Origin of the sequence: Nonomuraea sp. NPDC052634, assembly GCF_040678535.1 — a bacterium.
Taxonomy (GTDB): domain Bacteria; phylum Actinomycetota; class Actinomycetes; order Streptosporangiales; family Streptosporangiaceae; genus Nonomuraea; species Nonomuraea fastidiosa.
Genome location: NZ_JBFATY010000014.1, coordinates 63,539 through 90,282, shown reverse-complemented (window position 1 = coordinate 90,282; position 26,744 = coordinate 63,539). Strand labels below are relative to the sequence as shown.

Here is a 26,744-nt window from a genome sequence, read left to right as displayed (position 1 = left end):
GACGGTCCCTCCCCTTCCAGTCGTTCATCGTGTCCCCTCCATGACACGGTTGGCGGTTGGTCGGGGGCAGTGCCGGACGGCCGCCGTACGGAGGGACCTTGGTCCTCTCCCGGCTCTCAGAGCGCGTCGTCGAAGAAGAGCCGGATCATGTTGCGGGCCAGGGCCTCGGGGTCCTCGTGGGCGGTCTCCGGCAGGGCGCCGTTCAGCCGCAGCCCGGCGAAGCAGTGGGCCAGCGACCAGGCGGCGATGGTGGTCAGGCGGTCGTGCTCAGGGCTCGGCGACAGCTTACGGGTGCTGGTGGCGAGCACGTGCGCCGCCCGTTCACGAATCTTTCCGGTGACAAGATTGGAGGACGGAATGGCTCCGTTCATCGCCCTGACCGGCCGGAGTGCTGGAGCTGGCGGGCGCCGCCGGGCTGCTGATCCCGCCGCTGGCGCCGTGGGCCGCGATCGGGCTCGCGCTGCTCATGGTCGCGATGTTCCCCGCGAACGTCTCCGCCGCCAGCCGCGGCCTCACCCTCGCCGGCAAGCCGGTGACCCCGCTGCCCGCCCGTACCGCTTTGCAGGTGCTCTTCATCGCCGCCGCCATCGCCGCGGCCGTGTAGTCCTCTCTAGGACGCCCGCGACGTGCCGCTCGCCTTCGTGGATAGCCGATCAGGACCTTCGGCGGGACTTTCGACCCTGCTGCGGCTCGGGGACTCACGGCAGCCTGAAGTGCGAGGAGGACCTACATGCCCATCGCACTCACCGCAGTCGCCGCCAGCCGGTTGCTCGCCGCGGCCGGGTCCGCGCCTTCGGTGCTCAACACGCAGCCGTGGCGTTTCACCGTACGCCGTCCCGACGTCATCGACGTGCTCGCCGACCGGTACCGCTGGCTGCGGATGAGGGACCCGCAGGGGCGTTGGCTGCACATCAGCTGCGGGGCGGCGGTGTTCAACCTGCGCATCGCCGCCCAGGCGATGGGGTACGAGCCCGCCGTACGGCTGCTGCCGGACCCGAAGAGCGCTCCCGAGCTGCTGGCCCGCGTGACACTCGCCCCGCCCGCCCCGGCTCCGGCTCCGGCCTCGATCTCGGCTCCGGCTTCAGCTCCCGCTGCGGCTCCGGAGCTGACTGCAACGTCGGCTGCGGCTGCGACTCCTGCTCCGGGCCAGGCCCCAGCGTCAACCTCGGCCTCGCCGGCGGAGGAGGCGCGGCGTCTTTACGACCTGATCAGGGTCCGGCGGACGTACCGGGGCCCGTTCGCCGACCGGGTCATCCCCGAGCCGGTGCGGGCCGAGCTGTGCACGGCGGCGGTGCTGGAGGGTGCCAGGCTCTCCTTCCGCAGCGGGCGCGCGGCCGTCGACCTGCTCGGCCACGTGGCCGTGGCGCAGGCCGAGCTGGACCGCGACGAGGAGTACCAGGCCGAGCTGGCGGCCTGGGACCCGTCCTCGTACGTGCCGGACGTGGACCCGGTCCGCGACTTCGGCTGCCAGGTCGGATACGCGCGTTTCGAGCCGCGCCCGCAGCTCGCCGTCCTCACCGCCGCGGCCGACGAGCCGGTGGACTGGTTGCAGGCCGGTCAAGCGCTGCAGCGCATGCTGCTGGTCGCCGCCGGGCACAGGATCTCGGTCTCGTACCTGAACCAGCCTCTCGACCTGCGTGACATGCGAGGCCGCCGTAACCCGCGCCACCGGCGCGGCCACCCACAGATGATCATGCGGCTGGGGTACGGCGGGATCGCGCCCCGCGCTCACCGCCGCCCCATGACCGAGCTGATCGCCGAATAGGGCGTTTCAGGTCTCCTTCAGCGCCGCCCGCACCCCCGGCAGGACGGCCGCGCGGAAGGCGGCGTCGAGCTCGGCGGGCGAGGCGGTGGTCTCGCCGTCGATCCAGGCCCGCAGGAGTCCCATGAACGCACCGACCACGCAGGTCACCAGCAGGTCGAGCGCGGCCGACGCCCGGCCGCCCGCCGCGATGAGCTCGTCCTTGACCCGCGCGGCCAGCAGCTGCTCGCCGCGCCTGTGCGCCAGGCCGCCGCCGCGCCTGCCCATCAGGGCGCGTACGAGCCGTTCCTGCTCGCGTACGTGCTCGAACATCGGCCGGCTGAACGCGAACAGCTCCCCCGGGTCGTCCCTCGGCGCGGGGTGGAGGAAGGTGAGCTGGTCGAGGTTGCTGAACAGCACGTCCTGCTTGTCGGCGAAGTGGGCGTAGAAGGTGGAGCGGCCCACGTCGGCGCGCTCGATGATGTCGGTGACGGTGACCGCGTCGTACCCCTTCTCCAGGATCAGCGCCACCAGCGCCTCCTGGATGAGCCGCCGTGTCCGCCGCACCCGCCGGTCTCCGGACACTTTCCCGCCCCTTGTTCCGTACGGCACGCATCGGCCGAACTGTTCGTTGACCTCCCTCTAGTATGGACACACAATTCGTTTCTGAACACCTCGTTCGGAAAGGCAGCTGATCATGGGCTTGGGCGAACTCCTGCGCGGCCACCACGAGCACTCACACGCCGGCAGCACCATCGACCACCCCCGCCTCTACGACGCCTTCGGGGCGATCGCGTTCCTCGGCGGCCGCCGCGCCGCCTTCACCCGCCTGGCCACCGTCGCGCGCCCGCGCATCGGCGACCGCGTACTCGACGTGGGCTGCGGCACCGGCTACCTCACCCGCATCATCGCGCCGGTGGTCGTCCCGCGCGGCCACGTCACCGGCCTCGACGCCTCCCCCGCGATGATCGAGTACGCGACCAGGCGGGCGCCGTCGAACTGCACGTACGTGGTCGGCGAAGGCCAGAACCTGCCGTTCCCCGACGGCTCCTTCGACCTGGTCGTCTCCAGCCTGGCCATCCACCACATGCCCGCCGCCGCCAGGCCCGAGGCGCTGCGCCAGATGTTCCGCGTCCTGCGCCCCGGCGGCCGGTTGCTCATCGCCGAGTTCCGCCCGCCGTCCAACCCCGTCGCCCGGCGCCTCGTCGGCGCGGTCACCGGCCACGCCATGCATCACGACCCTCGCGACCTGCTCGGCACGATGATCCCGGATGCCGGTTTCCGCGTGGACGATGAGGGGCCGATGCCGAACCTGATGATGTATTACGTACGCGCGACCCGCCCGCAATGATCGTATAAGAGAGAGGGCGTCTTGTTGGCGGCAATGTCCCGGCATCACTCCAACGATCCGCCGACCGCATGGGCGGCCCTTTATACCGAATTCACAGGCCCGTAATCAGGGTGGGGCACGGATCCGCAGTAGACCTGCTCGTCAGGAGTTAAACTCGATCTACCGAGGCGCATCTCTCTCGCGGGCGCGCCGTCGAAGTCGGCCTTTCAGCCGAACCTCACCTTCAGGTAGATCGGTTCAACGAATGAGCTCTGACGAGACCGCTCGGAAAAAGAGCAAGGGCGGTGTTACCAGATTTCTTGGGAAGGACTGGTGGCAGGGCATCGGCAGCATCGCTGGCGTCTTGAGCGTGCCTATAGCGCTTCTGTCCGGCGCCAGCGGAAGTTCCACCGACGCGAAGCCGGAAAGTGTACAGAGCAGTCCGCCGCCAGCGAGCGCAACATCCACGCCTACACCCACACCTACTCCTCCGCCCTCGTCTGAGGGAGCACCCCTAGCGGTCACCCTGGTCGAGGTCGAACCGAATCTCGAAGGCGGAGGTGACTACATTCTTCCGAAACCGGTGAGATTGAGCACGCAAGAGCTGAACGAGCTCAATCGACTGGAAGAGAAAGGCGAAGTCGGCGAAGTCGAGTCCTGGTTCGAAGAACACGGTAGTGCCGCTATCAATGTACTGAGAGTCAAGGTCGTGGTAGAAGGGACCCCCGAGAGCGGCGTCCGCATCACCCAGGTATCGGCACGCAAGAAATGCGCACCCCCCTATCGCGGCACGCTCTTCCATTCACTGGCGGGCGGGGCAGATGACCCCGTGACTCGCCTGGGCTTCGATCTGGACACTCCTGGCGGCGTCAGCATCGCTCAGAAGATCACTGATGAATGGGACTTCGCAGGACCATTCTTCGCCGAGAAGACCATTTCCCTGAAGCGCGGCGAAGACCGCGTCCTGTACCTCTACGCGAGAACCAATGATCATTCATGTTCGTTCAGGTTCGTCATCGACGCCCTAGCGCACGGGACCCAACACGAGATCGTCATTGACGATCATGGCCGACCCTTCAGGGTCACGGCACGACTTGTTGACGCCGCAGGGAACCCCGATCTGTCTCAATACACTGTCGCGTACACGAGTGACGAGCAGAGCGGCTACAAATGGCGGCGCGTTCACTAGGTCGCCTGCGGTCCCAGGACCAGGAATCTCTCCGAATCGCGAATGCCCGAGACGGGCTCGACTACTGCCGTCCTGGCCGAACGCGGGCCGATGATGGCTTACTCGTACACGAACTCGTCCACCGCGATGAGGTGCCTGGAGGGAGCATCGTCGGGCTTTCCAGGCACCTGGACGGCACAAGAGCTCAGCGGCCTATGGCGTCCAGCTCGGCCATGTCCTCGGGGGTCAGGGTCAGGCCCGCGCCGGCGATGTTCTCGCGCAGGTGGGCGGCGGAGGACGTGCCGGGGATGAGCAGGATGTTGGGTGATCGCTGGAGCAGCCAGGCGAGCGCGACCGACATCGGGGTGGCGCCGCGGCGGGCGGCGACCGCCGAAAGGGCCGAGGACTGCAGCGGGGTGAAGCCGCCGAGCGGGAAGAAGGGGACGTACGCGATGCCGTCCTCCGCGAGCCGGTCGACGAGCTTGTCGTCGTGGCGGTGGGCGAGGTTGTGCATGTTCTGCACGCACACGATCGGCGCGATGCTCCGGGCTTCGGCGACCTGCTCCTCGGTGGCGTTGCTGACCCCGAGGTGGCGGATCAGGCCCTGCTGCTGCAGCTCCACAAGCGTCTCGAACGCCTCGGCGACCGATTCCCGCTGCGGGCCCTCGGCGTTGCCGAGCCGGAGGTTGACCAGGTCGAGGACGTCGAGCCTGAGGGACTTGAGGTTGTCGTAGACCTGGTGGCGCAGGTCTATGGGGCGCCGGGCCGGCGGCCAGCCGCCCTGGGCGTCGCGGGTGGCGCCGACCTTGGTCGCGATGAGCAGCGACTCCGGGTAGGGGTGCAGGGCCTCGCGGATCAGCTCGTTGGTGAAGCCCGGCCCGTACGCGTGCGCGGTGTCGATGTGGGTGATGCCGCTGTCGACCGCTGCGCGGAGCACGGCCAGGGCGCCCTCGCGGTCGGCGGGCGGCCCCATGACGTACGGGCCGGCCAGTTGCATGGCGCCGTAGCCGAACCGGGTGACGGTCAGGTCCCCCAGGGTCCAGGTGCCGCCGGGCAGGGCGGAAGTGCTCACGCCTTCTCTCCTTGTCGTACGTGGTGCTTTTCGCGTTCGTGCATCAGGATGGGAGAGCAGCTTCCTGTAGGGAAGTAGGCACTTGAAAGTGCGTAACCCACCCGAAGGCGAGAGGGGCGATCGGTGGCGACGACGAACGCGGCGCAGCGGCGGGAGCAGGCCAAGATGGAGTACAACGCGTTCCTGGCCGCGTGTCCGAGCCGGCAGTTGCTCGACCGGATCGCGGACAAGTGGGTCGTGCTGATCCTGTGCGCGCTGGGCGGCGACGCCGCCGGGCAGTCCGGTCCGCGGGCGATGCGGTACTCGGAGCTGGCCCGGCTGCTGGCCGGGGTGAGCCAGAAGATGCTGACGCAGACGCTGCGGTCGCTGGAGCGCGACGGGCTGCTCACCCGTACGGTGACGCCGACCGTGCCCGTCACCGTCACCTACGAGCTGACCGCGCTCGGCCTGTCGCTGCATGAGATGACGCGCGGGCTCCGCCACTGGGCCCAGGCGCACATGGGCGAAGTGCTCGCCAACCGGGAGGAGTACGACGCCCGTACCTCATGACCTGCACCCGCCCGTCATGACATCAACGGCTGGTCGAAGTCGGAGGCGGTCAGCGGAGCATCCGCGGCGGGAGCGACCTTGAGCTTCGCCGTCGCCCCGGGGTGGCCGGTTTCCGCGGCGAGCCGGTAGAAGCAGCGGGCGATGCTGGCCCTGGTGGGGCCGCCCGCCTCCAGGGCGCAGGCGTGCCGGTAGGCGACCTCGGCGGCCTGTGCGCGCACGTCGTCGGCGTTCTGCAGCTCCAGGGCGGCTTCGTGGCCGGCGTCGGCGGCGCGGGCGAGCCAGGTCATGCCGTCCAGGCTCCAGCCGCGCAGCAGCGTGAAGAGCGCCAGGTGGAAGCAGGCTTCGGTGTCGCCGTTCATGGCCTCGCGGGCCAGGCGGGCGGCGACGCGGCCGTGGGTCTCGAGGTGGGACTGGACGATGTCGTCGGCGGTCAGCTGATCGGGGCCGGCCGGGACGAGGGGGGCGCAGCGGATGGCCGGGCGGTCGCCGTGCCGGGCGTGGAGCAGGCGGGCGCTCCAGGCCGCCAGGTCCATCGGGCCGAGGTCGAGGTTGCCTTCCCTGGCCGCCTCGTGGCAGGCCGCGACGAACGAGACGACCCAGCTCCACTGAGGCAGGTGGCGGCGTTTGCCGCTGAGGATCTCCTGCGTGGTGCTGGGCGCGAGCTCGCGCCCCTCTCTGCCGTTGGGCAGCCGTCTGCGCGACAGCCTGCGCAGGTGGGACAGCGGCGGGTTGCCCGCCTGTTCGCGCAGCCGGTTGAGCTGGTCGATGAAAGCGCGGTGCGCAGGGTTGTGCGGTTGGGTCATCGATGGCGATCGATTCGTGATCTTTCTACTGGGGGAGTCACGCCGTGACGAATGGGATCTACGAATCGTGACGACAATCATGCTGCCATCGATGCGGTGCAAGGCGCGCGCCGATCACTCATTCGAGGTCGTTCGGCCTGACCTCCCCCGCTTCGCCCCAGCTCACGCGGCATGTCCAGACGGACATCGGAGGAGCCCGAACGAAGCCGAACGCCATCCTCCGCCGGGGAACGAATCCGTTCTGATCGTTACGCTCCGCATCGACATCGTTCGACTCCTTTTTGCCTGCTGGTGATCGCGTACCGCTGCAAGGCATCGTGATCACGCTTTGCCGTTCCATTACCTGGAAACGGGCATTCGATGACCTTGACCCTTCACGACGACGTGAGGAACGCCATGAACAACAACCGGGGACTGTGGGTCGCCCTGATCGTTACCGCCGGTTTCTTCGTCGCCTTCGCGGGCGGAGTTCTGGCCTGGCTGGGCGGTGCCGCCGTTCCGGTGGCCGTGCTGACCGGGGCGGGCGGATTCGCGGGTTTTGTCGGGCTCGCCGTGGCCGTCATGGCGTTCCTGACCCGTGCGCAGGACTAGGAGGCGCCTAGCGTACGGGGTACAGGCCGAGGATCTCGGGCTCGCCGCGCGGCAGCAGGCGCAGGACGGGCAGCCGCTCGATGCGGCGGTTGCCGGTCTCCGGGTCGATCTCGATGAGCCCGGAAGCCCCCTGCACGCCGTTGACCTTGGGAGACATCAAGTAGATGTGGTCACGGACCTTGCGGGGCGGCGGGATGGGGTTCGACAGGGCCGCGAGCCGGATCGCCCGGGCGGCGACCAGCACGGCGTCGTGGGCCATGATCGCCCAGCCGGTGCGCAGGTGGCGGGGGTCGAAGCCGACGTCCCTGAAGGTCTGCTCCAGCTTGACGAGCTGGGGCTCCGCAGGCTGCCCGGCGCCGCCGCGGAGGACGGCGGGCTCGGCCAGCGGCGAGTAGATCAGCGAGATCGGCTTCTCCTGGGAGTACAGGGCGTCCACGGCCGGCTTGTTCTCCGGGCTGTCGGTGAGCAGGCGCGCCGCGTCGGAGCCGGTCACGATGGTGACCTCGTCGTCGTGGCATTTGCGCTGGCTGAGGTACTGGATGAACGCCGGCAGGTCTTTGCCGCGCCCGCCGTACAGGATGAGGTCGGGCGAGTCATCGTCACACAGGCTGCCGACGATGAGGTCGAAGTTGATGCCGGGGTCCCGGCTGAAGGGGTTGCTGACCCGTCCGCTGCGCTTCCAGTGTTCACCGAAACGAGTCTTGAAGGCGTTGGACAGCGCTGCCGCGTAGCGGTCGTTCTCCTCGCTGTAGGTCACCATCATGGCGCTGCGTTGCTCGGCGGTGCGCTCCTCGGTGGTGCGCACGTACTGTGCCACCGCCGCCAGTTCCTCGCCGACCGTCGGGTTGACCCGCGCGAAGCCGTTGGCCTGCTTCTTGGTGATGTCGTCGGCGGTCATGACGTCGGCGATCATGGGCAGCTCGGCCTCGCTCAGCCGTCGCATGCCGTTGACCGCCTCGTCGCTGCTCAAGCCGAGCCCCACGACGGCCCTCAGCCGGTCGGGGCCGTCCACCATCTCGAGCAGGTCGTCGGTGACCTCCTGCCAGTGGGTCTGCTCGCTGTCCATGTTGGCCAGCACCATTTTGATCAGGGGTCTGCTGCCGACGAGGTTCTCGCGGTTGGCCCGGCGCAGCCCGGCGACGGCTCCCTCCAGCTCGGCGACCACCCGCCCGTCCGGGTTGGTCAGGCCGGCGGCGAACGCCACCGTGACGTACGTGCCCTCCCCGCCCGCCGTGGCGAACTCGTTCTCTGTGATCAGGGCGTTCACGACATGCTGGAACCGGGGCTCGAACGCATAGGAGTCGCTGATCCCCACGCATTCCTCGCGTCCGGCTGCGGCCACCGTGACGCGTGCCACGCCCGGCGCGCAGCGCGAGAGGTGATCGACCACCTGGAACCCGCCATAGGCCAGCAGCACCACCGCGCACACCCCTGCGACGATCCAGCCCCACCTGCGGCGGGGCGGCCTGGGCCACGGGTTCTCCTCCAGCGGCAACAGCGTCTGCGTCATCGACCCCACCTCGTGGCCAGGGCTCCGTACCGCGCCGCCTCGGCGGTCAGCGGTTCCGAGTCGTTACTGCACTTGCCGGACAGCTCGGAGAAGGCGTTCTCTATCTGCTGGTACAGAGCCGCGCGCCGGCTGTCGATCAGCGGTTCGCTGGCCACCCACAGGCCCGCCACCAGCGTCGCCACGCTGTGGGTGATCGTCGGCTCGTACCCGGCCCACCGTTTCATGCCGTTGACGTGGTCGAGCGGAGGTCCTTCGATACGCGCACGGCAGGGCGCCGCCACCACCGCCTTCAGCTCGTCCAGCCAGGTCTTCGTCGGGACGTCGGGGTGATGGAACCGCCTGGTCATCTCCTCGGTGACGTGCTCGACCTCGCCGAGTGCGAGGGCGTGGTGCAGCTCGCCGGTGGTGTCGCCGTGGCTCTCGGCGTTGCCGCGCAACCAGCCGTACACGGTCGTCCAGCCGTTCTCCGCGCCGGGGTCGCGCTCGGCGAGGCGCTGGAGCAGCAGTCGCCGTACGACCGGGTGCATGACCGGGCTGCCCGTGGACGTTCCGGGCATCCACACCTCGGCGTCGGTGATGCGCTTGACGCGAACGTCCGGCAAGGGGGCTTGCCCTGCCATCTGCACCGCTTCTGCCATGTCGCGCGCCGCGGCGCAGGTGGCCAGGAGGTCCGCTTCGGCGTCGGGGAGGTCGCCCAGGAGCATGCCGCGGAGCCGTTCCCCATACGTCTGGGGCCCGCTCGCCGTCTGCGGGCTCATCTCCAGGATCCGCCGGAGGTCGATGGGGTCGGCCTGGTGCTGCGCGATGGCGCTGAGAAGCAGGGCTGTGGCGCCGGCGTGGCCCTGGGTGAAGCCGTAGACGGCCATCTCGGCGTGCTTGCCGTTGCATCTGCGCAGGTCCAGGTCGCGGACCAGCTCGTGGACGTGCGCGGTCGTAAGGTCGGCGAGACGTACCGGGAACCAGTGGCCGTCGGCGTCGTCCCGCGCGTCTAAACGCTTATCGACGTCCGCGGTCTCCGTCGTGGGCAGCAGCCGGTTCGATCCGGCCACGTCGGTGGTCAGCGGGCCGCGGGTGGTGGCGGTCACCATGATGGTGTCCTGGCGCTCGCCCGCGGAGATCAGGGCGTCCAGGAACGCTCGTCCCGCCTTGGTGTCGGCGTTGTCCAGCATGATGACGCAGCGATAACCGGCCCCGCGCAGCCGTCGCCGCCGCCGGAACGCGGCGCGCAGGTCGGCGAGGAACGCCGAGAGCATGAGCTCATCGGCCTTCGCGCCGTTGCCCGCGGTGTCCCTGTCGTGGGCCCACGCGTTCAGGTCGATGAGCACGTCCAGGGGATCGTGGTCCAAGCCCCGGTCCTGATGGCGGTACCAGCTCGTACCGGGGCCGATCACCACCGGGCGGGCCCCCCGCCAGGACCTGAGCCCGATCAGCACCACGCCGAGCACGGCGTCGATCAGGTCCGAGGTGACGATCCCTTGTGTGGCCCCGGACGCCGGCGTCCCCACCGCCTGGGCGAAGAATTTCCGCAGCTCGTCGACCCGGTGATACTTCTCGAACCGTTCCTGCAGCTCCTGCCGGGCAAGGGCGCGCACCTCGTTCAGCCGGGGCTCGGCCATGGCGATCTGCCCGAGCACCAGCCTGGGGAACGCCATGCGGCCGTACGGTGCGCCGTGCCGGTTGAAGTCGATGCTGATCATGTTGAGGACGTCGCAGACGGTGTCCCTGGCCAGCTCCTCGAAATCGACCTTCGCGTACGGCAGGCGGCCGTCGAGATATTCCCCGATCCCGTTGAGCAGGGCCGTCTTGCCGCTTCCTCGAGGGCCGGTCAGCAGCAGGACCGGTCTGTCGGGCCCATGGGGGGTATCGCGCTTGGACAGCGCGTGCACCAGGGTCACCGCACCTCGCCGGCCTTTCAACCGCATGATCGACTCTCCCGCAGCGCCATTCCGTGGTGAGCATGCTACGTCCGGACTCACCTACTCCGCGGTGCTACAAGTGATATTTGTCGACCATTCGCCAATATTCATCGGCGACCGGCCTGTAATGCCGCATGTCAGTTCGAGAGCATCGTTCCGGCTGCGACTCGGCTTACTGAGCTGGCGCTATGCGCCGGCCGTCTTCTGACCGCTTCATCGGCGATGATCTTTTATCGCGTTATAAGAAATAGCTTGTTAAGTCGGTTGATGTCGCTGATGAGAGACGGAAAATTTCCGGCAAATGCGCTCAGTGTGAATGATGCCCGTTCGGCCACCCGGGCTGCGCAGGTCCGGCAGAGTGCGTCCCCGTGTTCAGGAGAGCCCGCCTCCGCCTCGCCTTGATGATGATCAGAGTGGTCACGACGCCGGCCGCGAAGCCGACCGCCGCCCCGGCGGCGAGGGCGGGCAGCCATGTCATCACCTGCTCGGCGAAGCTGGGCTCGGTCATTTGCTCGTAGTACTCGTTCCAATTGGACAAGCCCTCGAAGCCGTACGGTTCGTGAGAGGGCAGCGCGGGCAGGTCGTCGTCGGTGTAACGGAATCATGATCCGCATGATGGCCCGTGATCGCGCGCGGAGCGCCACACCGGGCGTCCCGCTGCACATCGTCGACGGCCTCCGCCCGGCCGGCACGGCCGGTGCTCACTGGCCGGGTGGGCACTCCGGCGGGATTTTGAGTACGTGGAACTCCAGCCGCAGCGACGCGTCGGCGGGAAGTGCGATCGCCCGGGCCCACGGGCTCGTCGCGAAGCAGGCGGGCAGCAGGAAGTAGCGCTGGTTGGAATGGATCAGCAGGCGCAGGCCGGTGTAGCGGTAGCGGTACATCGCGTTCGGGTCGGGAAGGACGGTCTCGGTGATTCCAGGGCCTTCCAGGAAAAGCCGCCGTGCCGCGTAGACGACCGTGCTCGGCAACATCCCAGGATCGGCCCAGTACCGGTCGGCCGCCTCCCTGCCTCGTTGCTGCGCGTACTCGGTGACCGACCACAACAGCAGGAGCAGCAGAAGCGCCCCGCAGACCGCGCGCCGTACGACCGGACGGGTGGCGGTGGTCGCCCGGCCCATGGTGAGCCTGCCGTACAGGCCGGCGCTGTAGACCAGGATGACGATGCCGGCGCCCAGGCAGAGCGGCAGGACGAAGGGCGGGAGCGCAGCCCATCCGACCAGGCCCAGGAGTCCCGTCACGACGCCTGCGAGCCCGAGCGCGGTCGCGACCGCGATGCCCCGCATCGCGGCGGTGCGATGCCGCTCGGCGGAGCGCGTCACCCAGCCGTGCAGCGGAGGAGCGATCAGGGCCACCAGAAGAACCAGGATCAGGGGTTCGATGGCCAGCGCGACGCTGCGCAGCACGTAGTCCTGGAAGGACAGGCCCAGCATGCTCTGGTCGACGCCGAGAAGCCCGTACATGGTGTTGGCGCGTACCGCTCCGAAGTACATCATGATCGCCGCCACCAGCGTGGTCGGCGTCACGATGTGCGTGAGGATCCCCCAGATACGGGCGAAGTCCGCGCCATCGCCGCCCCCGGAAGTGCTCATGGGCGGGTGCCGCTACGTCTCGGCCGGGGCCGGATCGTCGCCGTCCACGGGCGGCGCGGGGGCCACTTCATCGGTCGGCCCTTTCTCGTCGGGCTGCTGCGTGTCTCCGTCATCGGTCTCGCCGCCCTCCTCGGTCGGAGGAGTCTCGGTCTCGGAGGTCACCGTGGTCTCCGGCTCATCGGACGGCGCTTCGGTCTCGCCGCCCGAGGGTGTCGCGCTCTCGCACTCGGGAATGGCGGCGGGGTCGGCGGCCACCGCGCAGGCGTCCCGCAGATAATCGCCCGCCTCGTATCCGAGCGCCTCCAGGCGCTTCAGAGCGGCACGAACTCGGTCCTGCTGTCCCAAGGTGGCGGCGGCGACCAATTCCGCGCGAGCACCGAGCCCTGCCACCAGTGTCCGTATGCTGGCGGGAATGGCGCCTTCGACCGCTTTCGCCTTATCGGCGTTCTCGAGCGCGAGCTCGGCATTCTTCTGCGACCGGCTGGAGAAGCCCTGGGCTCCCTGTTTCGCACTCTCGTTCGCGCGCGCCGCCGCCGCGCAGTTCAGCGCTACCGCCTTTGCGCTGTCGCTCTTTGCGCTGTTGCTGCCGCTCCTGGATTTGGCCACCCTTTCCATCCGTGGGGCCAAGCGGGCGTCGGACTTTCCCAGTCCTCGCTGACATTCCCGGCAGACCTGGGCCGTGGCATCAGGAAGGTCACCGCTGTTGTCTTCCGAGACGAGTTTGCCCCCCGGGGGTGATGACCGGCCGTGCTCGCGTACCCGGCCCTGCCTGCCCCGGAGCGCCGGCTCCCGATTCCCTCACATCTGAGCGATCTGAGCCGCAGCCTGCCGTCGGCCCGGCGACCATCCCGAGCATCACCGCCACGACCAGAAAGGCCCTTGCCACCGGTCCCTCCCCCGCTGCCCGTATCGAAGTGGAGTCATACCGCTCCGAGGTCTGGCCCATGCCGGACAAACAGCACCAACACCATGTGCTGATGCACTTTTGGTCCTTATGTCGTAGGGCCTCGCGGACCGGATCCGCATTCGCCCTGGTCGCGTTCGACTTCGGTGACTTTTCCCAAGATGTCACGACTTTTCATGATCTTTGTGATATTCACAACGCGAGATCCAAGAACACCCCAGAAGGGAAGCACTACGTGCGACTGTTCACCCTCGCGATCGCGCTTGCCACGGCCCTGACATCGTTACCCGCGGCCGCGGCCTCGGCCGCTCCCGCGCCGGCCGCCGCCACCGAGCTGGTCGTCAACGGCACGTTCACCAACGGCACCGCCCCTTGGTGGAACTCGGCCAACACCACGATGACCACCGACGCCGGGCGGCTGCGGGTCGGCGTGTCCGGCGGCACCGCCAACCCGTGGGACGCGATGGTGGCCCAGAATGACATCCCGCTGGCGCAGGGCAAGACGTACACGCTCTCGTTCGACGCCTCCGCCAGCACGAACGTCTCCGCGGTCACCACCGTGCAGCTCGGCGACGCCCCCTACACCAACACGCTGACGCAGCCGATCTCCCTCTCCCCCACCAGCAAGCGCTTCAGCTTCCCCTTCACCTCGACGCTGACCACCTCGGCCGGTCAGGTCACCTTCCAGCTCGGCGGCGGCGCCGCTCACACGTTCTACCTCGACAACGTGTCGCTGACCGAGGCCGGCGGGTCCTCCTCGAGCCCGATCGAGCTGACCGACGGCTTCTACGTGGATCCCGAGTCCAACCCGGCCCGCTGGGTGGGCGACAACGGCGGCGACTACAGGGCCGGCCGCATCGAGGCGGCCATCGCCTCCAAGCCGATGGCCCGCTGGTTCGGCAACTGGAACCCCGACATCAGCGCCGCCGTGTCCTCCTACGTCTCCGGCGCCGCCGCGGCCGGCAAGCTGCCCGTGCTGGTGGCGTACAACATCCCCGGCCGGGACGCCTGCGGCGGCCACTCGGGCGGTGGCGCCGGCAGCGTGGACGCGTACAAGGCGTGGATCTCCGCCTTCGCGTCCGCGATCGGTGACCGTCCCGCCGTCGTCATCATCGAGCCCGACTCGCTGGGCGACTTCGAGTGCATGGACGACAACCAGAAGCGGGACCGCGTCGGCATGCTGAGGTACGCCACCGAGCAGTTCCGCGACAAGGCGCCCAACACGTGGGCCTACCTCGACGCGGCGAACGCCGGCTGGTTCGGGGACCGGCCGGGGCAGATGGCCGAGAGGCTGCTCGAGGTGGGTGTGAGCAACGTGCGCGGTTTCGCGGTGAACGTCTCCAACTACTACACGACCTCCGAGTCGGCCGCGTACGCGTCCGCCGTGAACGCCGCGCTGGGCGGCACCGCGAAGTGGGTGATCGACACCAGCCGCAACGGCAATGGCTCCAACGGCGAGTGGTGCAACCCCGCCGGTCGCCGGCTCGGCACGCCCGCCCAGGTCGGCGGCCCCGGCGGCACGGAGATGCTGCTGTGGGTGAAGGTCCCCGGCGACTCCGACGGCGAGTGCGGCATCGCGCCGACCACCCCGGCCGGGCAGTTCAGCCCTGACATCGCCATCCGCCTCATCGACGGCGTCTGACCCACCTGGCGGTGCGGCGGCGTGGACGTTGTCCCGCCGCCGCACCGGTGTTCAGCAGCGTCGTACCAGCCGCCGGTGCACAACGAGGGCGCCGATGAGGAGCCCTGCGGCCGCGAGCACGGTGGCGAAAACGAAGGGATTCGCCGTGTGCAGGCCGGGCGCGAATCCGATCCCCACATAGACGGTGACGCCGCAGGCGCCGCCGAGCTGGTCGACCGCCCGCTGCACCCCCGAGGCGATCCCGGCGTCCTCGCCGGTGGTGCCGCTGACCGCGAGGTACTGCAGGCCGATCAGCCCGAAGCACATCCCGGCGGCGACCAGCACCATCGCCGGGATCAGCCACGCCGCTCCGGCTTCGAGTACGGCGACGAGCGCGATCGTGGCCATCGCGCCCGTGGTGAGCCCGAGTCCCGCCAGCACGCACGCCCGCACTCCCCAGCGGCCGAGCATGCGCGGAACGAGCAGGGAGGCGGCGATCGTGGCGACTCCCATGGGCAGCATCGTGAGCCCGGCCGCCAGCGGGCCGATCCAGAGGACGTCCTGCAGGTAGAACGTGAACAGCAGGAACGACGTGGACAGCGCCCCGCTGAGCAGCATGGTGGTGACGTTGGCGGTGATGCGGGCGCGGTGGGCGAAGAAGCCCCGCGGCACCAGCGGATGCGCGGAGCGGGCTTCGACGCGCAGGAACGCGCCGCCCGCCAGTGCCGCCCCGGCCAGCACCGCCGCGCTCAGCCAGGGGTTCATGCCGGGTTCGCCGGCTCTGACCACCCCGTACGCGAACAGCAGCGGGCACGCGGTGATCAGCAGCGTCCCCGGCACATCCAGCGGGCCGGATGAGCGTGCCACGGACCGGTCGGCTTCGATGAGGAGCAGGGCGGCCGCGATGACGCCCAGGATGACGGGCACGGGGAGCAGGAACGTCCACCGCCAGCCCAGCCGCGCGGTGATGACGCCGGACAGGACGAACCCGAGGACGAGCCCGCAACTGGCGACCGCGGTCCACACGCCCAGCGCCCGTGACCTGCGCGGCCCTTCGGGGAACAGCACCACGACGGTGGCCATCGCGGCCGGCAGCGCGGTGGCCTCACCGGCGCCCTGCAGGAGACGCGCCAGAACGAGGACTTCGAACGTGGGCGCCAGCCCGGCCAGCAGCGACGCCGCGCCGAAGAGGGAGGCGCCGGCCAGCAGCATGCGGCGGCGGCCCAGCAGGTCGGCCAGCCGGCCGCCGAGCATCAGCAGCCCGCCACCGGCGATGGTGTAGCCGACCACGACCCAGGTCAGGGAGTGCCCTGCGGCACTGAGGTCCCTGCCGATCGAGGGCAGGGCGATGTTGACCACGGTCACGTCGACCGCGAGAAGGAACTGCAGCATCGACATCGCGCACAGCACCAGCCATGCGCGCATGGGAGAGATCGGGCGTTGCCCGTGGGAGGAAAGCATCAAGCGCTCCGGTGCTCATGGGGGCGTCTGAGCAGCACGAAGGTGCCGCTCCGGACTGATCACGAAGCGACCGGACGTTCTCGCGCAAGGAGGGTGGTGTGCCGCGAACGTCCCGCCGCTAGCGGAGCGTCCTGGTCACCGCCGCGCACGCGGCCGAGCATGAAGCGCCTGACATGCCCGGCACCTTACCAGTGCGGCCCGCGCCGGCCCGCAACGGCCACCCGGCTCACCGGCCGTGGACAGGCTGTAGCGACAATCATGGGAAAGACTTGCCCCCGCCCTTCGGCGAGGGAGATCGGGCCACCGCACTGGCCCTGTCCCGGGCGGGGGCAAGCCGCCTGACGGCGCGCGGCCGCGTGATCGTCCGCTGATGCGAAAGGGGCGGACAGGTTCGGGGAGAGCCGCAGGACGAGATGTCGGCCGTCTGTGTCCGGCAAGGTCACGGGGGGCTCTCCGATGAGGTCGGACGTCGGGAATGAGGATCCTGCGTGTGTACCGACAGTTCACACCTGGGCGCTTGATCCTTCCCCGACAGGGGAGCATTGTCAACTACCGGGTCACACCTGGACAAATTGTGTACTCTGTGGTTCCACTGCCGGAGTGCAGATAACCCCCAAACCGGGGCGAACCGGCATGAAGGAGCGGGACTGAATGGCTACCCTGGCCGAGCGGTTGACCCAAGCCCTGGCTGCCAAGGGTTATTCCGCCCGAGAGGCGTCGAAGCGGCTGCGCGAGCAGGGCGTTGAGATGTCGCACGCCTACATCAGCCGCATCGCGAAGGGCAAGCAGACGAACGTCGGCCGGGACCGGCTGGCCGCCCTGGCACAGCTCCTCGGCGTCTCGTACGGCTGGCTCAACGGCGACGACGAACCGCCGCCGCTCAGCGCCGAAGATCAGCGGCTGGAGGCGCAGATCCGGCAGGGGGCCGAGCAGCTCGGCGTGGAGTACATCGCCGAGCGTACGGCCGGTTTGTCGGAGATCTCGCGCAGCGCGCTGCTCACGATGATCGAGGCGATGCGCCGCGCCGAAGGTCTGGACGATCCGGCACGGACCCCCGACGATGATCAACCGACGCGCTCGCAGTGACCATGGCTTGAGCGGATGGTCGATAGTCTGTCCGGGCCTCGGCGGAAAGGTTACGAATGCCGTCTCCCACGCTGCTGGCTGCCCTGGAGGCGGCGCCCATCCCGCACCCGTTCACGCTGGATGCGTTCCTTGAGCGCATCCGCGCCGAGCGGCGGCGTCCGCTCCACATGCACGACCTGCCCGCGGAGGCCGCGGGCGCGGTGACCGGGCTGTGGTTCGGCACGCGCAGGGCCGACCACATCTTCGTCGCGCCGGGCGCGTCCGGGCTGCTGCGGGTCAACATCGTGCTGCACGAGATCAGCCACATGCTGCTGACGCACGGCCGCATCGGGGGCGACGTCGAGGAGTTCATGCGCCGCATGATCGGCCCCGTCGTCGGCTGGAACGGGCGCGGCCGGTACGAGACCCAGTGGGAGCGCGACGCCGAAGAGCTCGCCACCCTCATTCTGACGCGCGCGTACACCCCGCCCGAGAGGGGCGATGAGGGCCTGCGCCGCCTGTCCAGGACCTTCGGATATGAGACGTAGGAGGCATGCGTGGGCCTGGCCGAGTGGTTAGCCATGATCCTGCTGTGGGGCGCGTCGATCTCCCGCATCCGTCCGGCGATGCGCTCGCACGAGCAGCGGATGCTGTGGGCCGCCTTCACCGGGCTGGCTCTGTCGCGGGTGTTCACCGCGCCCGCGGTGGTGACGTGGATGGACGCCGCCACCGGCACGGAGCTGGCGACGCTGCTGCGGCATCTCACCGGCCTGGCGTCGGCGACGAGCCTGCTCGCGTACGTCGAGGCGATCACCCGGCGGGGGCGGCCGTCGCGGGCCCGCTGGATCTGGCCGGCCGCCCTGCTCACGATGGGCGTCCTGGTCACCATGTTCGCCGTACGCGGTGGCCGCATCTACTGGGTGGACGGCGCGCACTCCCCCGGCGCGACGGCCGTCGAGGGCCGCGTCTATCTGGCGATGTTCGACGCCTGGCTGATGACGTGCCTGGCGTCGGCGGGCTGGATGTTCGCCGGGTACGCGCGGGTGGCGCCGCCGCTGCTGCGGCTCGGCCTGGTGCTGTCCACGATCGGCATGACCGCCGGGGTGATCAACCGGGCGCACGTCATGACCGTCAACCTCGCCACCCTCCTCGACCCGGACACCACCTTGCGGGAGATCCCCGTCCTGGGGCGGGTGACCCTGCTGGCGTGCGTCGTCGGCATCACGGCCGGCACGTCGATTCCGGCCTGCCGGCTGGGCGTGGCCAGGCTGCGCCACCTGGCCGCGCTGCGCGAGCTGCGTCCGCTGTGGGACGCGCTGACGGCGCAGTACCCCGACCTTTCGCTGCCGTTGAAGGTGGACCTGCGCGCCCGGGTGGTGCGGCGGGTGCTGGAGATCCGCGACGGCATGCTCAACCTCACGACGGTGGCCGAGCCGCCGTCGAGCGACGACCCCGCCCGGGTGGCGCGGTGGGTCGCCGACGCCCTGGGCGCGGCTCGCGCAGGACACGAGCCGGGGGTGCCGTCCGGTCGCATCCCCGGCCCTGATTTCGCCGGTGACATGGAAAGAGAGACACAGTGGTTGCGACAGGTCGCGAAGGCGTTCAAGCAGCTCGGCAGCGGCCGCAGGTCCGCCTCGCTCGGCGCCTGACCGATGTGTTCGCCCCGATGTGGTTCGTGATGGGCCTGCCGCTGGTGGTGGGCGCGGTCACGTCGGGGTGGCCCGGGGTCGGCTGGGGCGCGCTCGCCTCCGGGTTGTGCGGTGGCGTGCCCGCGATCGTCATCTTCGGCGGGGTCCGCAAGGGGTGGTTCGGGGACTGGCACATCGGTGAGCGGTCCCAGCGGCCGAAGCTGATCGCGGTCATCGTCGCCCTCGTCGTCGTGGCGCTGGCCCTGCTGGTCGTGCTCGGGGCTCCCATGGTGATGGTGGCGTGCGTGGTCATCATGCTCGCCACGCTGGCCGTGGTCGGGCCGGTCACGCTGGCCTGGAAGATCTCCTTCCACACCGCGGTGGCGGCGGGGTCGGTGGTGATGCTCGCCTGGGTGCTTCCGCGGCCCGCCGTGGTGCTCGCCGCCGGGGCCGTGCTGGTGGGGTTGATCGGGTGGGCGCGTACGGTGCTGCGCGACCACACGCCCGCCCAGGCGGTCACGGGCGCCGTCGCGGGAGCGTCCGCCACGGCGGTCACCCTGGCCGTGATGCTGTAAGCCGCCAGTGCCCGCGTTCCGTCGAACTGTCGGTGCCGGGTGCTTGAGTGGGGGCATGCGGTACGGCATCGACGTCGCGATCCTCGGTGACCTCGCCGAGCCCGCGCACCTGGTGACCCTCGCCCGGGAGGCCGAGGCGGCCGGGTGGGAGGCCCTGCTGGTGTGGGACCATCTCGGCTTCGCCTGGGGCGTGCCGTCGGCCGACCCGTGGGTGGCGCTGGGTGCGGCGGCGCAGGCGACGTCCCGCATCAGGCTGGGCACGGCGGTGACGCCCGTGGCCGGGCACCGCCCGGAGCGGCTGGCGCAGACGGTGGCGACGTTCGACAGGCTGAGCGGCGGCCGCGCGATCCTGGGCGCCGGGCTCGGCGGCGTGGAGCGGGAGTTCACCGCCTTCGGCGCGGCGCGTCCCGGCGGGGCCGTGCTCGACGAGGCGTTAGAGGTGCTGGCCGCGCTCTGGTCCGGCGAGGAGGTGCGCCACCGGGGCGCTCACTACACCGTCGACGGGGTGCGGCTCGCGCCGCTGCCGGTGCAGCGGCCCCGGGTTCCGGTGTGGGTCGGCGGCACGGCTGCCGGCGCGCTGCGGCGCGCCGCCCGCTGGGACGGGTGGATCGTCGCGGGCGACGACCAGGACGGCCGCATGACGCTCTCCCCCGAGGCCCTGGCCGCTCAGGTCGGTGAGGTGCGGCGGCATCGGGCCGCCGACGGCGGCTTCGACGTGGCGGTCATCGGGGTGAGCGACCCCGGCTCGCCGGTCCAGGCTTACGCGGATGCGGGCGCCACGTGGTGGTTTGAGCACCTCCACGGTTACCGGGGTTCGCTGGAGCAACCGGTGCGGCGGGTCAAGGCGGGCCCGCCCGCGTGACATCCCTGCGACGCGGACCGGCGCAGCTCGATGCCTCCCCGACTGTGGTGGAGTGCGCGTTTCCAGATGCGAGGTTCAGCGACGGCGGCGGACGATCGCCCCGATCACGAAGGTGCCGATGTACGCCAGGAAGGGCATCGCCAAGATCAGCGTCATGGGGCGGAACAGGGCCTCGGTGACGGGGTTTTCGTTGATGACGTCGTACATGCCCGTGGCCAGCATGACGAGGGAGATCACGACCCCGGCCGCGAGTCCGAGAAACATGGCCATGACCGCGACGTGCACCAGCGGTCGCGGGTATCTGCGGGCGCGGGCGATCTTGTCTGCCGCCTTGCCGACCGGCGCCCAGTCCTCGCCCCTGCGCAGCATCCACACCTCGCGCAGAGCCTCCACCTCGCCCTCCAGGTCGGGGAGGTTCTTCTCGTTGAGCTGCGGCAGGATACGGCGGCGGCCCTCCGCGTCGTAAAGGACGACGATCAGGTCCGGCGCGCCGCGCCCCGCACCGGGGTTGATCTCGATCTCGATGCCCTGGACGTCCGGCCAGGGCGTGGCGTGGCTGCTGAACGCGTTTCTGATCGTGATCCCGTCTCCGTCGACGATCGTCGCGCTCCCGGTGCCCGCGCGCACCGCGAAGAGGATGAGGGCGGCGAACAGCGCCCCGACGGCGACGGGGACGAAGGCCGGCACGTCTTCGTCCAGAACCAGGCGCACGACCAGCAGGACACCTGCGGCCGCGGGGGCGGCAAGGGCGGTCCACAGCCAACCGCCTGACGGATACCGGTACTCGCGGTGGAATGCGTGATCGGCGGTCACACCGGCATCGTAAACGCGGCCCGCCGGGACTCCTCCCGGATCAGCGGCGGCTCACCCCGTCGTTACAGGACCTTGTCGTTTGCGCGTTTGTGCATTCGGGAAGCAACGGATTGCCGACGTGTCTCTGCGACCTGCCGTACCTCCGTCAAGCGATCACCAGAAAGGCGGCGCAGCATGGAAGTCACCGGTATCATCTCCGCGCTCATCATCGGGGTGATCATCGGCGTTCTCGGGCGCCTGGTCGTTCCCGGACGTCAGAACATCCCGTTCTGGCTCACCATCGTGATCGGCATCGTCGCCGCCCTCATCGGCACGGCCATCGCCGCCGCGCTGGGCGTCGCCGACACCCGAGGCATCGACTGGATCGAGCTGATCATCCAGGTCGTGCTGGCGGCGGCGGGCGTGGCCGGCGCGGCCGCCCTGTACGGCAAACGCCGCACGTCATAGCGGCCGCGTTGTACGGCGCACGCCGCATGTCACAGCGGCCGCGCTGCACGGCGCACGCCGCACGTTATGGCGATCGTCGTCCGGCGAGCTCCGGCGCATCCACGCCGGCCCGCTCGCCGGGCGCCATCATGCTCATGCCTCGAGGACGGTGACGGAGAAGGGGCGGTGCGCCTCTTCCTCGACGTGGTGCAGGATGCGTGTCAGGCCGCCGAGGTGGACGTACAGGCGTTCGGCCTCCGGCCAGGGGTGGACGAGGGTGAGCAGGCCCCCGGGGCGGACGAGTTCGATGAGCCGGGCGGAGGCGAGCCGCAGGCGGTCGCCGCGGCCGAGGTAGTAGAGCGTCTCGGCGCAGAAGACGAGGTCGAAGGAGTCGGCGGGGCGGTAGGAGATCAGGTCGGCGCGGATGAACGTCGGCCGTTTGCGGGCGGGGCGGGCGCGGGCGCGGTTGAGCGCACGCTCGGAGACGTCCACTCCGGTGACCTCCGCGTCGGGGTACCGCGTGGCCAGCATGTGTGTGAAGACGCCTTCGCTGCAGCCCACGTCGAGGATGCGGCGATAAGGGCGATGAGGGACCAGGCGTAACGTCGTGGCGTACTTGTGCTGCTCGTAGTCGTCGGTCAGGAGATGCCAGGGATCGGGCGAGCGGTGCCACCAGTCGAAGTAGCGCCGTAACAGCACCGCCTGCGCCCCGGGCGGGAGCAGCGACACCGTCTTGAAGAGCGCGCGATGCAGCAGATCGGGCAAGGGCTGCCGGTCAGCCTCAGGCGGGCGCGGAAGCATGCTCTCACGCTAAGTTCCGCCGCTCGGGCCGTCATGGGCCTCAGGTCGGAGCCGTGCGCTCGTACTCAAGACGGAGGGCGGAAGCACTGTAGTGGGTATCAAGTTACAAGATTTGATATCTGTAACTTCGGCGGCTAGCCTGGCGGCGTGGAGCTGAAGCACTGATGGCCGCCCGCACTCCGCTGGACGCGGACGCGATCCTGGCGGCCACCGAGGAGATCCTGCGCCGCCACGGGCCGGACAAGGCGACGGTCGTGGACGTCGCCCGTGCGCTCGGGGTCAGCCATGCCGCCGTCTACAAGCACTTCCCGTCGAAGCAGGCGCTGCGCGAGGCGGTGACCCGGCGCTGGCTCGACCGCAACCGCGACACGCTCGCCGTCATCGCGGCCGACCGTACGCTCCGGCCGCCTCAGCGGCTGCGCAGGTGGCTGCATGCGGTCCTGTCGCTGAAGCAGGCCAAGATCCGTGAGGATCCCGAGCTGTTCGCCGCGTACGGTCATCTCGCCGCCGCGCACAGCGCCGTCGCCACCGGGCATGTCGCCGACCTGTTGGGGCAGCTGACGGCCATCGTCGCCGACGGCGTCGATGACGGGAGCTTCCGCACCGGTGACGCGGAGGCCGCCGCCCGCGCGGTCTTCCACGCCACGGCCAAGTTCCACCACCTCGCCCATGCCGCCGAGTGGCCGGACCCGGGCATCGAGACCCAGCTCGACGAGGTGTGCGGCCTGATACTCGAAGGTCTGCAGGCACCTCGACGGGGCGACAGCAATCACTAAGGAGCATCGTGGTTCACGCAATCGGAGTGACAGAACCGGGCGGGCCGGACGCGCTCGTCGAGCTCGACCTGGAGCCGGAGCCGCTCGGCCCCGGCCAGGTGCGGATCCGGGTCACCAGCGCCGCGGTGAACCCGACCGACACCCTGGTCAGGTCACGTCCGCGGCAGGGCGAGGCGGACGGCGTACGGGTGCCGGGCATGGACGTCGCCGGCACCATCAGCGAGATCGGCCCGGACGTCGACCGCCCGTTCCAGATCGGGGACGCCGTCATGGCCATCGTGGTGCCGTCGGGCGAGCACGGCGGCTACCGTTCCGACCTGGTCGTGCCGGCGCGGTCGGTGGCGAAGATCCCTGCCGGGCTGCCGGACGCCGAGGCCGCCACCGTTCCGATGAACGGCCTCACCGCGCGGCTCGCGCTGGACACGCTGGCGCTCCCGGCCGGTGCGACGGTGGCCGTCACGGGCGCCGCGGGGACGCTCGGCGGGTACTTCGTGCAGCTCGCCAAGCTGGCCGGGCTGGTCGTCGTGGCCGACGCCGCCCCGCAGGACGAGGAGTTCGTACGTTCGTGCGGCGCCGACGTGGTGCTGCCGCGCGGTGACGGGTTCGTGGCGGAGGTCCGCCGCCTCTACCCTCACGGCGTGGACGGGCTGCTGGACGCCGCCGTGCTGGACGCCGCCGCGCTCCCGGCCGTCAAGGACGGCGGGACGCTGGTCACCGTACGCGGCTGGCAGGGCGACGGGACCGACCGGGTGCGGGTCGCTCCCATCTTCGTCCGCGGCTACGCCGAAGAGGCGGAGAAGCTGGACCGGCTCGCCGAGCTGGCCGGCGACGGGCGGCTCACCCTGCGCGTGGCCGGGCAGCCGCCCGCCGCCGAGGCCGCCGACGCGCACCGCTCGCTCGAAAAGCACGGCGTCCGCGGGCGTTTCGTCCTGCGGTTCGCCTGACCGTTCCGCCGCCCTCGGCCTGCCGGGTCACGGTTCCAGGCCGAGGGCGGCCAGGCGGGCGGGGTCGGAGGCGTTCGCCGACCCGGCGGCCGGGATCGCGTTCGGCTACACCCGCCGCCGGTTCGGGTTCGCCTGGCACTACCCCGGGCACCGGCGGCCGGCCGAGGCCGTTTCCGCTGCGGTCGCGTGAAGGGGTCGCGTGGTGAACGTTCGCCTCGCTCTGGCGGTGATCGCCGCCGCACGGCTGCTGATCGGCCGCCATGGCGGCGCGCGGGCACGGCACGATCATCATCACCGGCGGCATGCCCGAGCCCAAGCCGCAGTACGTGAGCCTGTCGCTGGGCAAGGCGGGCGTCCGTACCCTGGTCACGCTGATCGACCAGGCGTACGGCGCCTCCGGCGTGCACCCGGCGAGCGTCACCGTGGACGGCCCGGTCGCCCCCGGCACCGCCTTCGACCCCGACGACATCGCCGAGCACTATTGGACCCTGCACGCGCAGCCCCGCGACCGGTGGACGCACGAGATCCTGCACTCGGGCGCCCCGCGCTGATCGCGTACTTAGGCGGGACGGTCGCTGATCGCCCACGCCGGGCGGAACGGGCCGCTGATTGCGGACGCGAGGCGCAGCGGGTAGATCTGATCGCCTTCGTCGTCTCTGCGGGAGGAGCGCGTCAACCGCGATGTCGCCTTACTACCACGTCTGCTTCGCCGTTCCCGATCTGCGGGCGGCGATGCGGGACCTGTCCAGCGCGGCCGGGGTCGCCTGGCGCGAGCCGCGCGACGGCCGTATCGGGGAGTGGGACTACCGCATCGTCTTCTCCGCCGAGGGGCCCGCGTTCATCGAGCTCATCGAGGCCGCGCCCGGAGGGCCGTGGGGCGACACGAGCACGCCGCGCTTCCACCATCTCGGGTTCTGGACGTCCGACGTGGCCGCGGGCGCCGAGCGGCTGGCCGCCTCCGGCTTTCCCGAGACGTTCTCCGGCTGCCCGTACGGGCGTCTGTTCGCCTACCACCGCCTCGACTCCATCGGGGCGGACGTCGAGCTCGTCGATCAGCGGCAGCAGGCGTCGTTCCTGGAGACGTGGCAGCCGGGCGGGCCGCCGATGCCGGTCATCGACGAGGAGCGGGCGTAACGCACGCGGATCTCCGAGCGCTAGCCAAGGCGGGGGCCACTCGCGGCGCGCGGCGGGTCGCTCGATCCGGTGAGACGGAACAACGGAACGGAGGCACGACCGCATGGCGATTCCACCGATCAAGAGCGTCACCTTCGGTGTCGAAGTCAGCGACCTCGACGCATCGGCGAAGTGGGACGAAGCCCTGCTCGGAACCGCGCCGATGTCCCCTGACGAGGGCATCCTGGAGTTCAGGCTCGCGCAGGGAACGCACCTGATGCTGTCCGCGGGCGAGCCGGGCCGGGGCACGGACGTCGCCCAGGGCGACTGACGTGCGCGCCCCGTTGACCGCACCGGTGAGGCCGTAGTGTCCGCCGTCATCGAAGCCACCCACCTGGTACGCGTGCTCGGCCAGGTCACGGCCGTGCCGGGGTCACGCTCGGCATCGCCGTGGCCGCGTTCCGCCGGTCGGAATGGAGAGCGTGAACGGCGCTTCTCCTGCCGCGCCGATCACGGCCGGACGCGCCGGGAGCCCGGTGGCGGGCTTCCCATGCCGTTCATCGAGGAGGAGCGGGGACAGCGGTGCCGTCCTGACCGGCGGGAGTCGTGGCCCGGCGGCGGTAGGCGCCCGGGGCGAGGCCGAAGTGGCGCTTGAAGGCGTTGGCGAAGGCGAACTCCGAGGAGTAGCCGACGCGAGCGGCCACGGAGTCCAGGGAGGCGGCGGGGTCGAGGACGAGGAGCCGGGCGGCCGTGGTCATGCGCCACCAGGTCAGGTACGTCAGCGGCGGCTGGCCGATGAGCGCGCCGAAGCGGCGGGACAGGGTGGCTCTGGACACCCTCGCCCGGTCGGCCAGTTCCTGGACGGTCCAGGGGTGGGCGGGGTCGTCGTGCATGGCGTTGAGCGCCGCCCTGATGTCGGGTGCGGCGAGGGCTGCGGCCCAGCCGGTGTCGGGCTCGCCGCCGGGGTGCTCTTCGAACCAGATGCGCAGGACGTACAGCAGAAGCATGTCGAGCGCCACGGGCAGGAGCGCGGCGGCGCCGAGGCGGCGGCTGCCGGTCTCCGCGCCGAGCACCTCCACGGCCGCGCGCAGGCCCGCGTGGTGTCCGGGGCGGGCCGGGATGTGGATGACGCCCGGCAGCTCGCGCAGGAGCGGGTGGGTCCACTCGGGGCTGAGCCGGTAGCCGCCGCACAAGGTGACGGTGGTGGATCCGGTGGCGTGTGCGGTCGTGGACGGGCTGTCGGCCAGGGTGTAGCCGTCGCCGTGCGGGGAGAAGACGACGTCGCCGGGTGCCAGGTGGGCGGGCTCGTCGGCCTTGTCGATCAGCCAGCAGGTGCCCTGGAGCACCACCAGGAAGCCGGCCGTGCCCGGCAGGTCGGGGAAGGTGCGCCGCCAGGGCGCCCGCCACTCGACCCGTTCGGTGGCGGGCGTGCCCACCCGTACGGCGGAGATCACGTCGCTGAGGATGTCCATCTCGTTCACCC

The 26,744-nt window shown here is 70.3% G+C and carries 30 protein-coding genes; 18 read left to right on the top strand and 12 right to left on the bottom strand.

Going from position 1 to position 26,744, the window contains the following annotated elements; all coding sequences use genetic code 11:
• Positions 1-116 precede the first annotated feature (116 nt).
• Complete coding sequence (locus AB0K67_RS36615; RefSeq protein ID WP_364069314.1) at positions 117-371, bottom strand: hypothetical protein; 255 nt, start codon at positions 369-371, stop codon at positions 117-119.
• Positions 372-388: 17 nt separating this feature from the next.
• Between AB0K67_RS36615 and AB0K67_RS36610 the strand changes: the two genes are divergently transcribed.
• Positions 389-604: a hypothetical protein gene (locus AB0K67_RS36610; protein ID WP_364069313.1), complete on the top strand. Its 216-nt coding sequence runs from the start codon at positions 389-391 to the stop codon at positions 602-604.
• A 126-nt stretch (positions 605-730) separates the two neighbouring features.
• Positions 731-1,765, top strand: coding sequence for a hypothetical protein (locus tag AB0K67_RS36605; RefSeq protein ID WP_364069311.1), 1,035 nt, complete (start codon positions 731-733; stop codon positions 1,763-1,765).
• Between the two features lie 6 nt (positions 1,766-1,771).
• Here AB0K67_RS36605 and AB0K67_RS36600 read toward each other — a convergent pair whose 3' ends face one another.
• Positions 1,772-2,326 carry a TetR/AcrR family transcriptional regulator gene (locus AB0K67_RS36600; RefSeq protein ID WP_364069309.1) on the bottom strand — a complete coding sequence of 185 codons (555 nt, stop codon included), beginning with the start codon at positions 2,324-2,326 and terminating at the stop codon, positions 1,772-1,774.
• 112 nt (positions 2,327-2,438) lie between these two features.
• Here AB0K67_RS36600 and AB0K67_RS36595 point away from each other — a divergent pair, with 112 nt between their 5' ends.
• Entirely contained in the window at positions 2,439-3,092 is a 654-nt protein-coding gene (locus tag AB0K67_RS36595; RefSeq protein ID WP_364069307.1) for a methyltransferase domain-containing protein, read from the top strand.
• Positions 3,093-3,336: 244 nt separating this feature from the next.
• On the top strand, positions 3,337-4,260 hold the full coding sequence (locus tag AB0K67_RS36590) for a hypothetical protein (protein ID WP_364069305.1): 924 nt from the start codon (positions 3,337-3,339) through the stop codon (positions 4,258-4,260).
• Positions 4,261-4,444: 184 nt separating this feature from the next.
• On the opposite strand, the gene AB0K67_RS36585 is transcribed toward AB0K67_RS36590, so the two are convergent.
• On the bottom strand, positions 4,445-5,311 hold the full coding sequence (locus AB0K67_RS36585; protein ID WP_364069303.1) for an aldo/keto reductase family oxidoreductase: 867 nt from the start codon (positions 5,309-5,311) through the stop codon (positions 4,445-4,447).
• Positions 5,312-5,434: 123 nt separating this feature from the next.
• Here AB0K67_RS36585 and AB0K67_RS36580 point away from each other — a divergent pair, with 123 nt between their 5' ends.
• Positions 5,435-5,860, top strand: coding sequence for a helix-turn-helix domain-containing protein (locus AB0K67_RS36580; RefSeq protein ID WP_364069301.1), 426 nt, complete (start codon positions 5,435-5,437; stop codon positions 5,858-5,860).
• 14 nt (positions 5,861-5,874) lie between these two features.
• Here the strand turns inward: AB0K67_RS36580 and AB0K67_RS36575 are convergent, their stop codons facing one another.
• Positions 5,875-6,663, bottom strand: coding sequence for a hypothetical protein (locus tag AB0K67_RS36575; protein WP_364069299.1), 789 nt, complete (start codon positions 6,661-6,663; stop codon positions 5,875-5,877).
• Between the two features lie 396 nt (positions 6,664-7,059).
• On the opposite strand from AB0K67_RS36575, the gene AB0K67_RS36570 reads away from it, so the two are divergent.
• On the top strand, positions 7,060-7,254 hold the full coding sequence (locus tag AB0K67_RS36570; protein ID WP_364069297.1) for a hypothetical protein: 195 nt from the start codon (positions 7,060-7,062) through the stop codon (positions 7,252-7,254).
• Positions 7,255-7,261: 7 nt separating this feature from the next.
• Here the strand turns inward: AB0K67_RS36570 and AB0K67_RS36565 are convergent, their stop codons facing one another.
• The 4 genes from AB0K67_RS36565 to AB0K67_RS36550 all read right to left on the bottom strand — a co-directional run bounded on the left by AB0K67_RS36565 (position 7,262) and on the right by AB0K67_RS36550 (position 12,878).
• Positions 7,262-8,764: a hypothetical protein gene (locus AB0K67_RS36565; protein ID WP_364069295.1), complete on the bottom strand. Its 1,503-nt coding sequence runs from the start codon at positions 8,762-8,764 to the stop codon at positions 7,262-7,264.
• Positions 8,761-10,686, bottom strand: coding sequence for an AAA family ATPase (locus AB0K67_RS36560; RefSeq protein ID WP_364069293.1), 1,926 nt, complete (start codon positions 10,684-10,686; stop codon positions 8,761-8,763). The genes AB0K67_RS36565 and AB0K67_RS36560 overlap by 4 nt, the downstream gene beginning before the upstream one ends.
• Before the next feature lie 695 nt (positions 10,687-11,381).
• On the bottom strand, positions 11,382-12,272 hold the full coding sequence (locus AB0K67_RS36555; RefSeq protein ID WP_364069291.1) for a hypothetical protein: 891 nt from the start codon (positions 12,270-12,272) through the stop codon (positions 11,382-11,384).
• A 12-nt stretch (positions 12,273-12,284) separates the two neighbouring features.
• Positions 12,285-12,878 carry a hypothetical protein gene (locus AB0K67_RS36550; protein WP_364069289.1) on the bottom strand — a complete coding sequence of 198 codons (594 nt, stop codon included), beginning with the start codon at positions 12,876-12,878 and terminating at the stop codon, positions 12,285-12,287.
• 533 nt (positions 12,879-13,411) lie between these two features.
• Here AB0K67_RS36550 and AB0K67_RS36545 point away from each other — a divergent pair.
• Positions 13,412-14,818 (top strand): glycoside hydrolase family 6 protein, encoded by a 1,407-nt coding sequence (locus tag AB0K67_RS36545; RefSeq protein WP_364069287.1) that lies wholly within the window; start codon positions 13,412-13,414, stop codon positions 14,816-14,818.
• 51 nt (positions 14,819-14,869) lie between these two features.
• Here the strand turns inward: AB0K67_RS36545 and AB0K67_RS36540 are convergent, their stop codons facing one another.
• Positions 14,870-16,222 (bottom strand): MFS transporter, encoded by a 1,353-nt coding sequence (locus tag AB0K67_RS36540; RefSeq protein ID WP_364069285.1) that lies wholly within the window; start codon positions 16,220-16,222, stop codon positions 14,870-14,872.
• 687 nt (positions 16,223-16,909) lie between these two features.
• Between AB0K67_RS36540 and AB0K67_RS36535 the strand changes: the two genes are divergently transcribed.
• From AB0K67_RS36535 to AB0K67_RS36515, 5 genes are read left to right on the top strand one after another with little or no spacing between them, the layout of a single operon-like run.
• The gene (locus AB0K67_RS36535) at positions 16,910-17,344 is read left to right on the top strand and encodes a helix-turn-helix domain-containing protein (protein ID WP_364069284.1); all 435 of its coding nucleotides are present in this window, start codon (positions 16,910-16,912) and stop codon (positions 17,342-17,344) included.
• Between the two features lie 56 nt (positions 17,345-17,400).
• Positions 17,401-17,871 (top strand): hypothetical protein, encoded by a 471-nt coding sequence (locus AB0K67_RS36530; RefSeq protein ID WP_364069282.1) that lies wholly within the window; start codon positions 17,401-17,403, stop codon positions 17,869-17,871.
• A gap of 9 nt (positions 17,872-17,880) precedes the next feature.
• Complete coding sequence (locus AB0K67_RS36525) at positions 17,881-18,972, top strand: MAB_1171c family putative transporter (protein ID WP_364069280.1); 1,092 nt, start codon at positions 17,881-17,883, stop codon at positions 18,970-18,972.
• Positions 18,973-18,989: 17 nt separating this feature from the next.
• The gene (locus AB0K67_RS36520; RefSeq protein WP_364069278.1) at positions 18,990-19,526 is read left to right on the top strand and encodes a hypothetical protein; all 537 of its coding nucleotides are present in this window, start codon (positions 18,990-18,992) and stop codon (positions 19,524-19,526) included.
• Positions 19,527-19,581: 55 nt separating this feature from the next.
• Positions 19,582-20,388, top strand: a complete 807-nt coding sequence (locus AB0K67_RS36515) for an LLM class flavin-dependent oxidoreductase (protein ID WP_364069276.1) — start codon at positions 19,582-19,584, stop codon at positions 20,386-20,388.
• A gap of 75 nt (positions 20,389-20,463) precedes the next feature.
• On the opposite strand, the gene AB0K67_RS36510 is transcribed toward AB0K67_RS36515, so the two are convergent.
• Positions 20,464-21,201 carry a PH domain-containing protein gene (locus AB0K67_RS36510; RefSeq protein ID WP_364069274.1) on the bottom strand — a complete coding sequence of 246 codons (738 nt, stop codon included), beginning with the start codon at positions 21,199-21,201 and terminating at the stop codon, positions 20,464-20,466.
• A gap of 174 nt (positions 21,202-21,375) precedes the next feature.
• Here AB0K67_RS36510 and AB0K67_RS36505 point away from each other — a divergent pair, with 174 nt between their 5' ends.
• Complete coding sequence (locus tag AB0K67_RS36505; protein ID WP_364069272.1) at positions 21,376-21,648, top strand: GlsB/YeaQ/YmgE family stress response membrane protein; 273 nt, start codon at positions 21,376-21,378, stop codon at positions 21,646-21,648.
• A 132-nt stretch (positions 21,649-21,780) separates the two neighbouring features.
• Here AB0K67_RS36505 and AB0K67_RS36500 read toward each other — a convergent pair whose 3' ends face one another.
• A complete protein-coding gene (locus AB0K67_RS36500; protein ID WP_364069270.1) occupies positions 21,781-22,392 on the bottom strand; it encodes a class I SAM-dependent methyltransferase in 612 nt (203 codons plus the stop codon).
• 200 nt (positions 22,393-22,592) lie between these two features.
• Between AB0K67_RS36500 and AB0K67_RS36495 the strand changes: the two genes are divergently transcribed.
• The 5 genes from AB0K67_RS36495 (at position 22,593) to AB0K67_RS36475 (ending at position 25,592) form a co-directional block, all read left to right on the top strand.
• The gene (locus AB0K67_RS36495; RefSeq protein WP_364069268.1) at positions 22,593-23,204 is read left to right on the top strand and encodes a TetR family transcriptional regulator; all 612 of its coding nucleotides are present in this window, start codon (positions 22,593-22,595) and stop codon (positions 23,202-23,204) included.
• A gap of 8 nt (positions 23,205-23,212) precedes the next feature.
• A complete protein-coding gene (locus tag AB0K67_RS36490; RefSeq protein ID WP_364069266.1) occupies positions 23,213-24,148 on the top strand; it encodes an NADP-dependent oxidoreductase in 936 nt (311 codons plus the stop codon).
• Positions 24,149-24,408: 260 nt separating this feature from the next.
• The gene (locus AB0K67_RS36485) at positions 24,409-24,699 is read left to right on the top strand and encodes a hypothetical protein (protein WP_364069264.1); all 291 of its coding nucleotides are present in this window, start codon (positions 24,409-24,411) and stop codon (positions 24,697-24,699) included.
• A gap of 130 nt (positions 24,700-24,829) precedes the next feature.
• Complete coding sequence (locus AB0K67_RS36480; RefSeq protein ID WP_364069262.1) at positions 24,830-25,282, top strand: VOC family protein; 453 nt, start codon at positions 24,830-24,832, stop codon at positions 25,280-25,282.
• A gap of 103 nt (positions 25,283-25,385) precedes the next feature.
• On the top strand, positions 25,386-25,592 hold the full coding sequence (locus tag AB0K67_RS36475) for a hypothetical protein (RefSeq protein WP_364069260.1): 207 nt from the start codon (positions 25,386-25,388) through the stop codon (positions 25,590-25,592).
• A gap of 226 nt (positions 25,593-25,818) precedes the next feature.
• On the opposite strand, the gene AB0K67_RS36470 is transcribed toward AB0K67_RS36475, so the two are convergent.
• A complete protein-coding gene (locus AB0K67_RS36470) occupies positions 25,819-26,733 on the bottom strand; it encodes an AraC family transcriptional regulator (RefSeq protein ID WP_364069496.1) in 915 nt (304 codons plus the stop codon).
• Between the last annotated feature and the right edge of the window lie 11 nt (positions 26,734-26,744).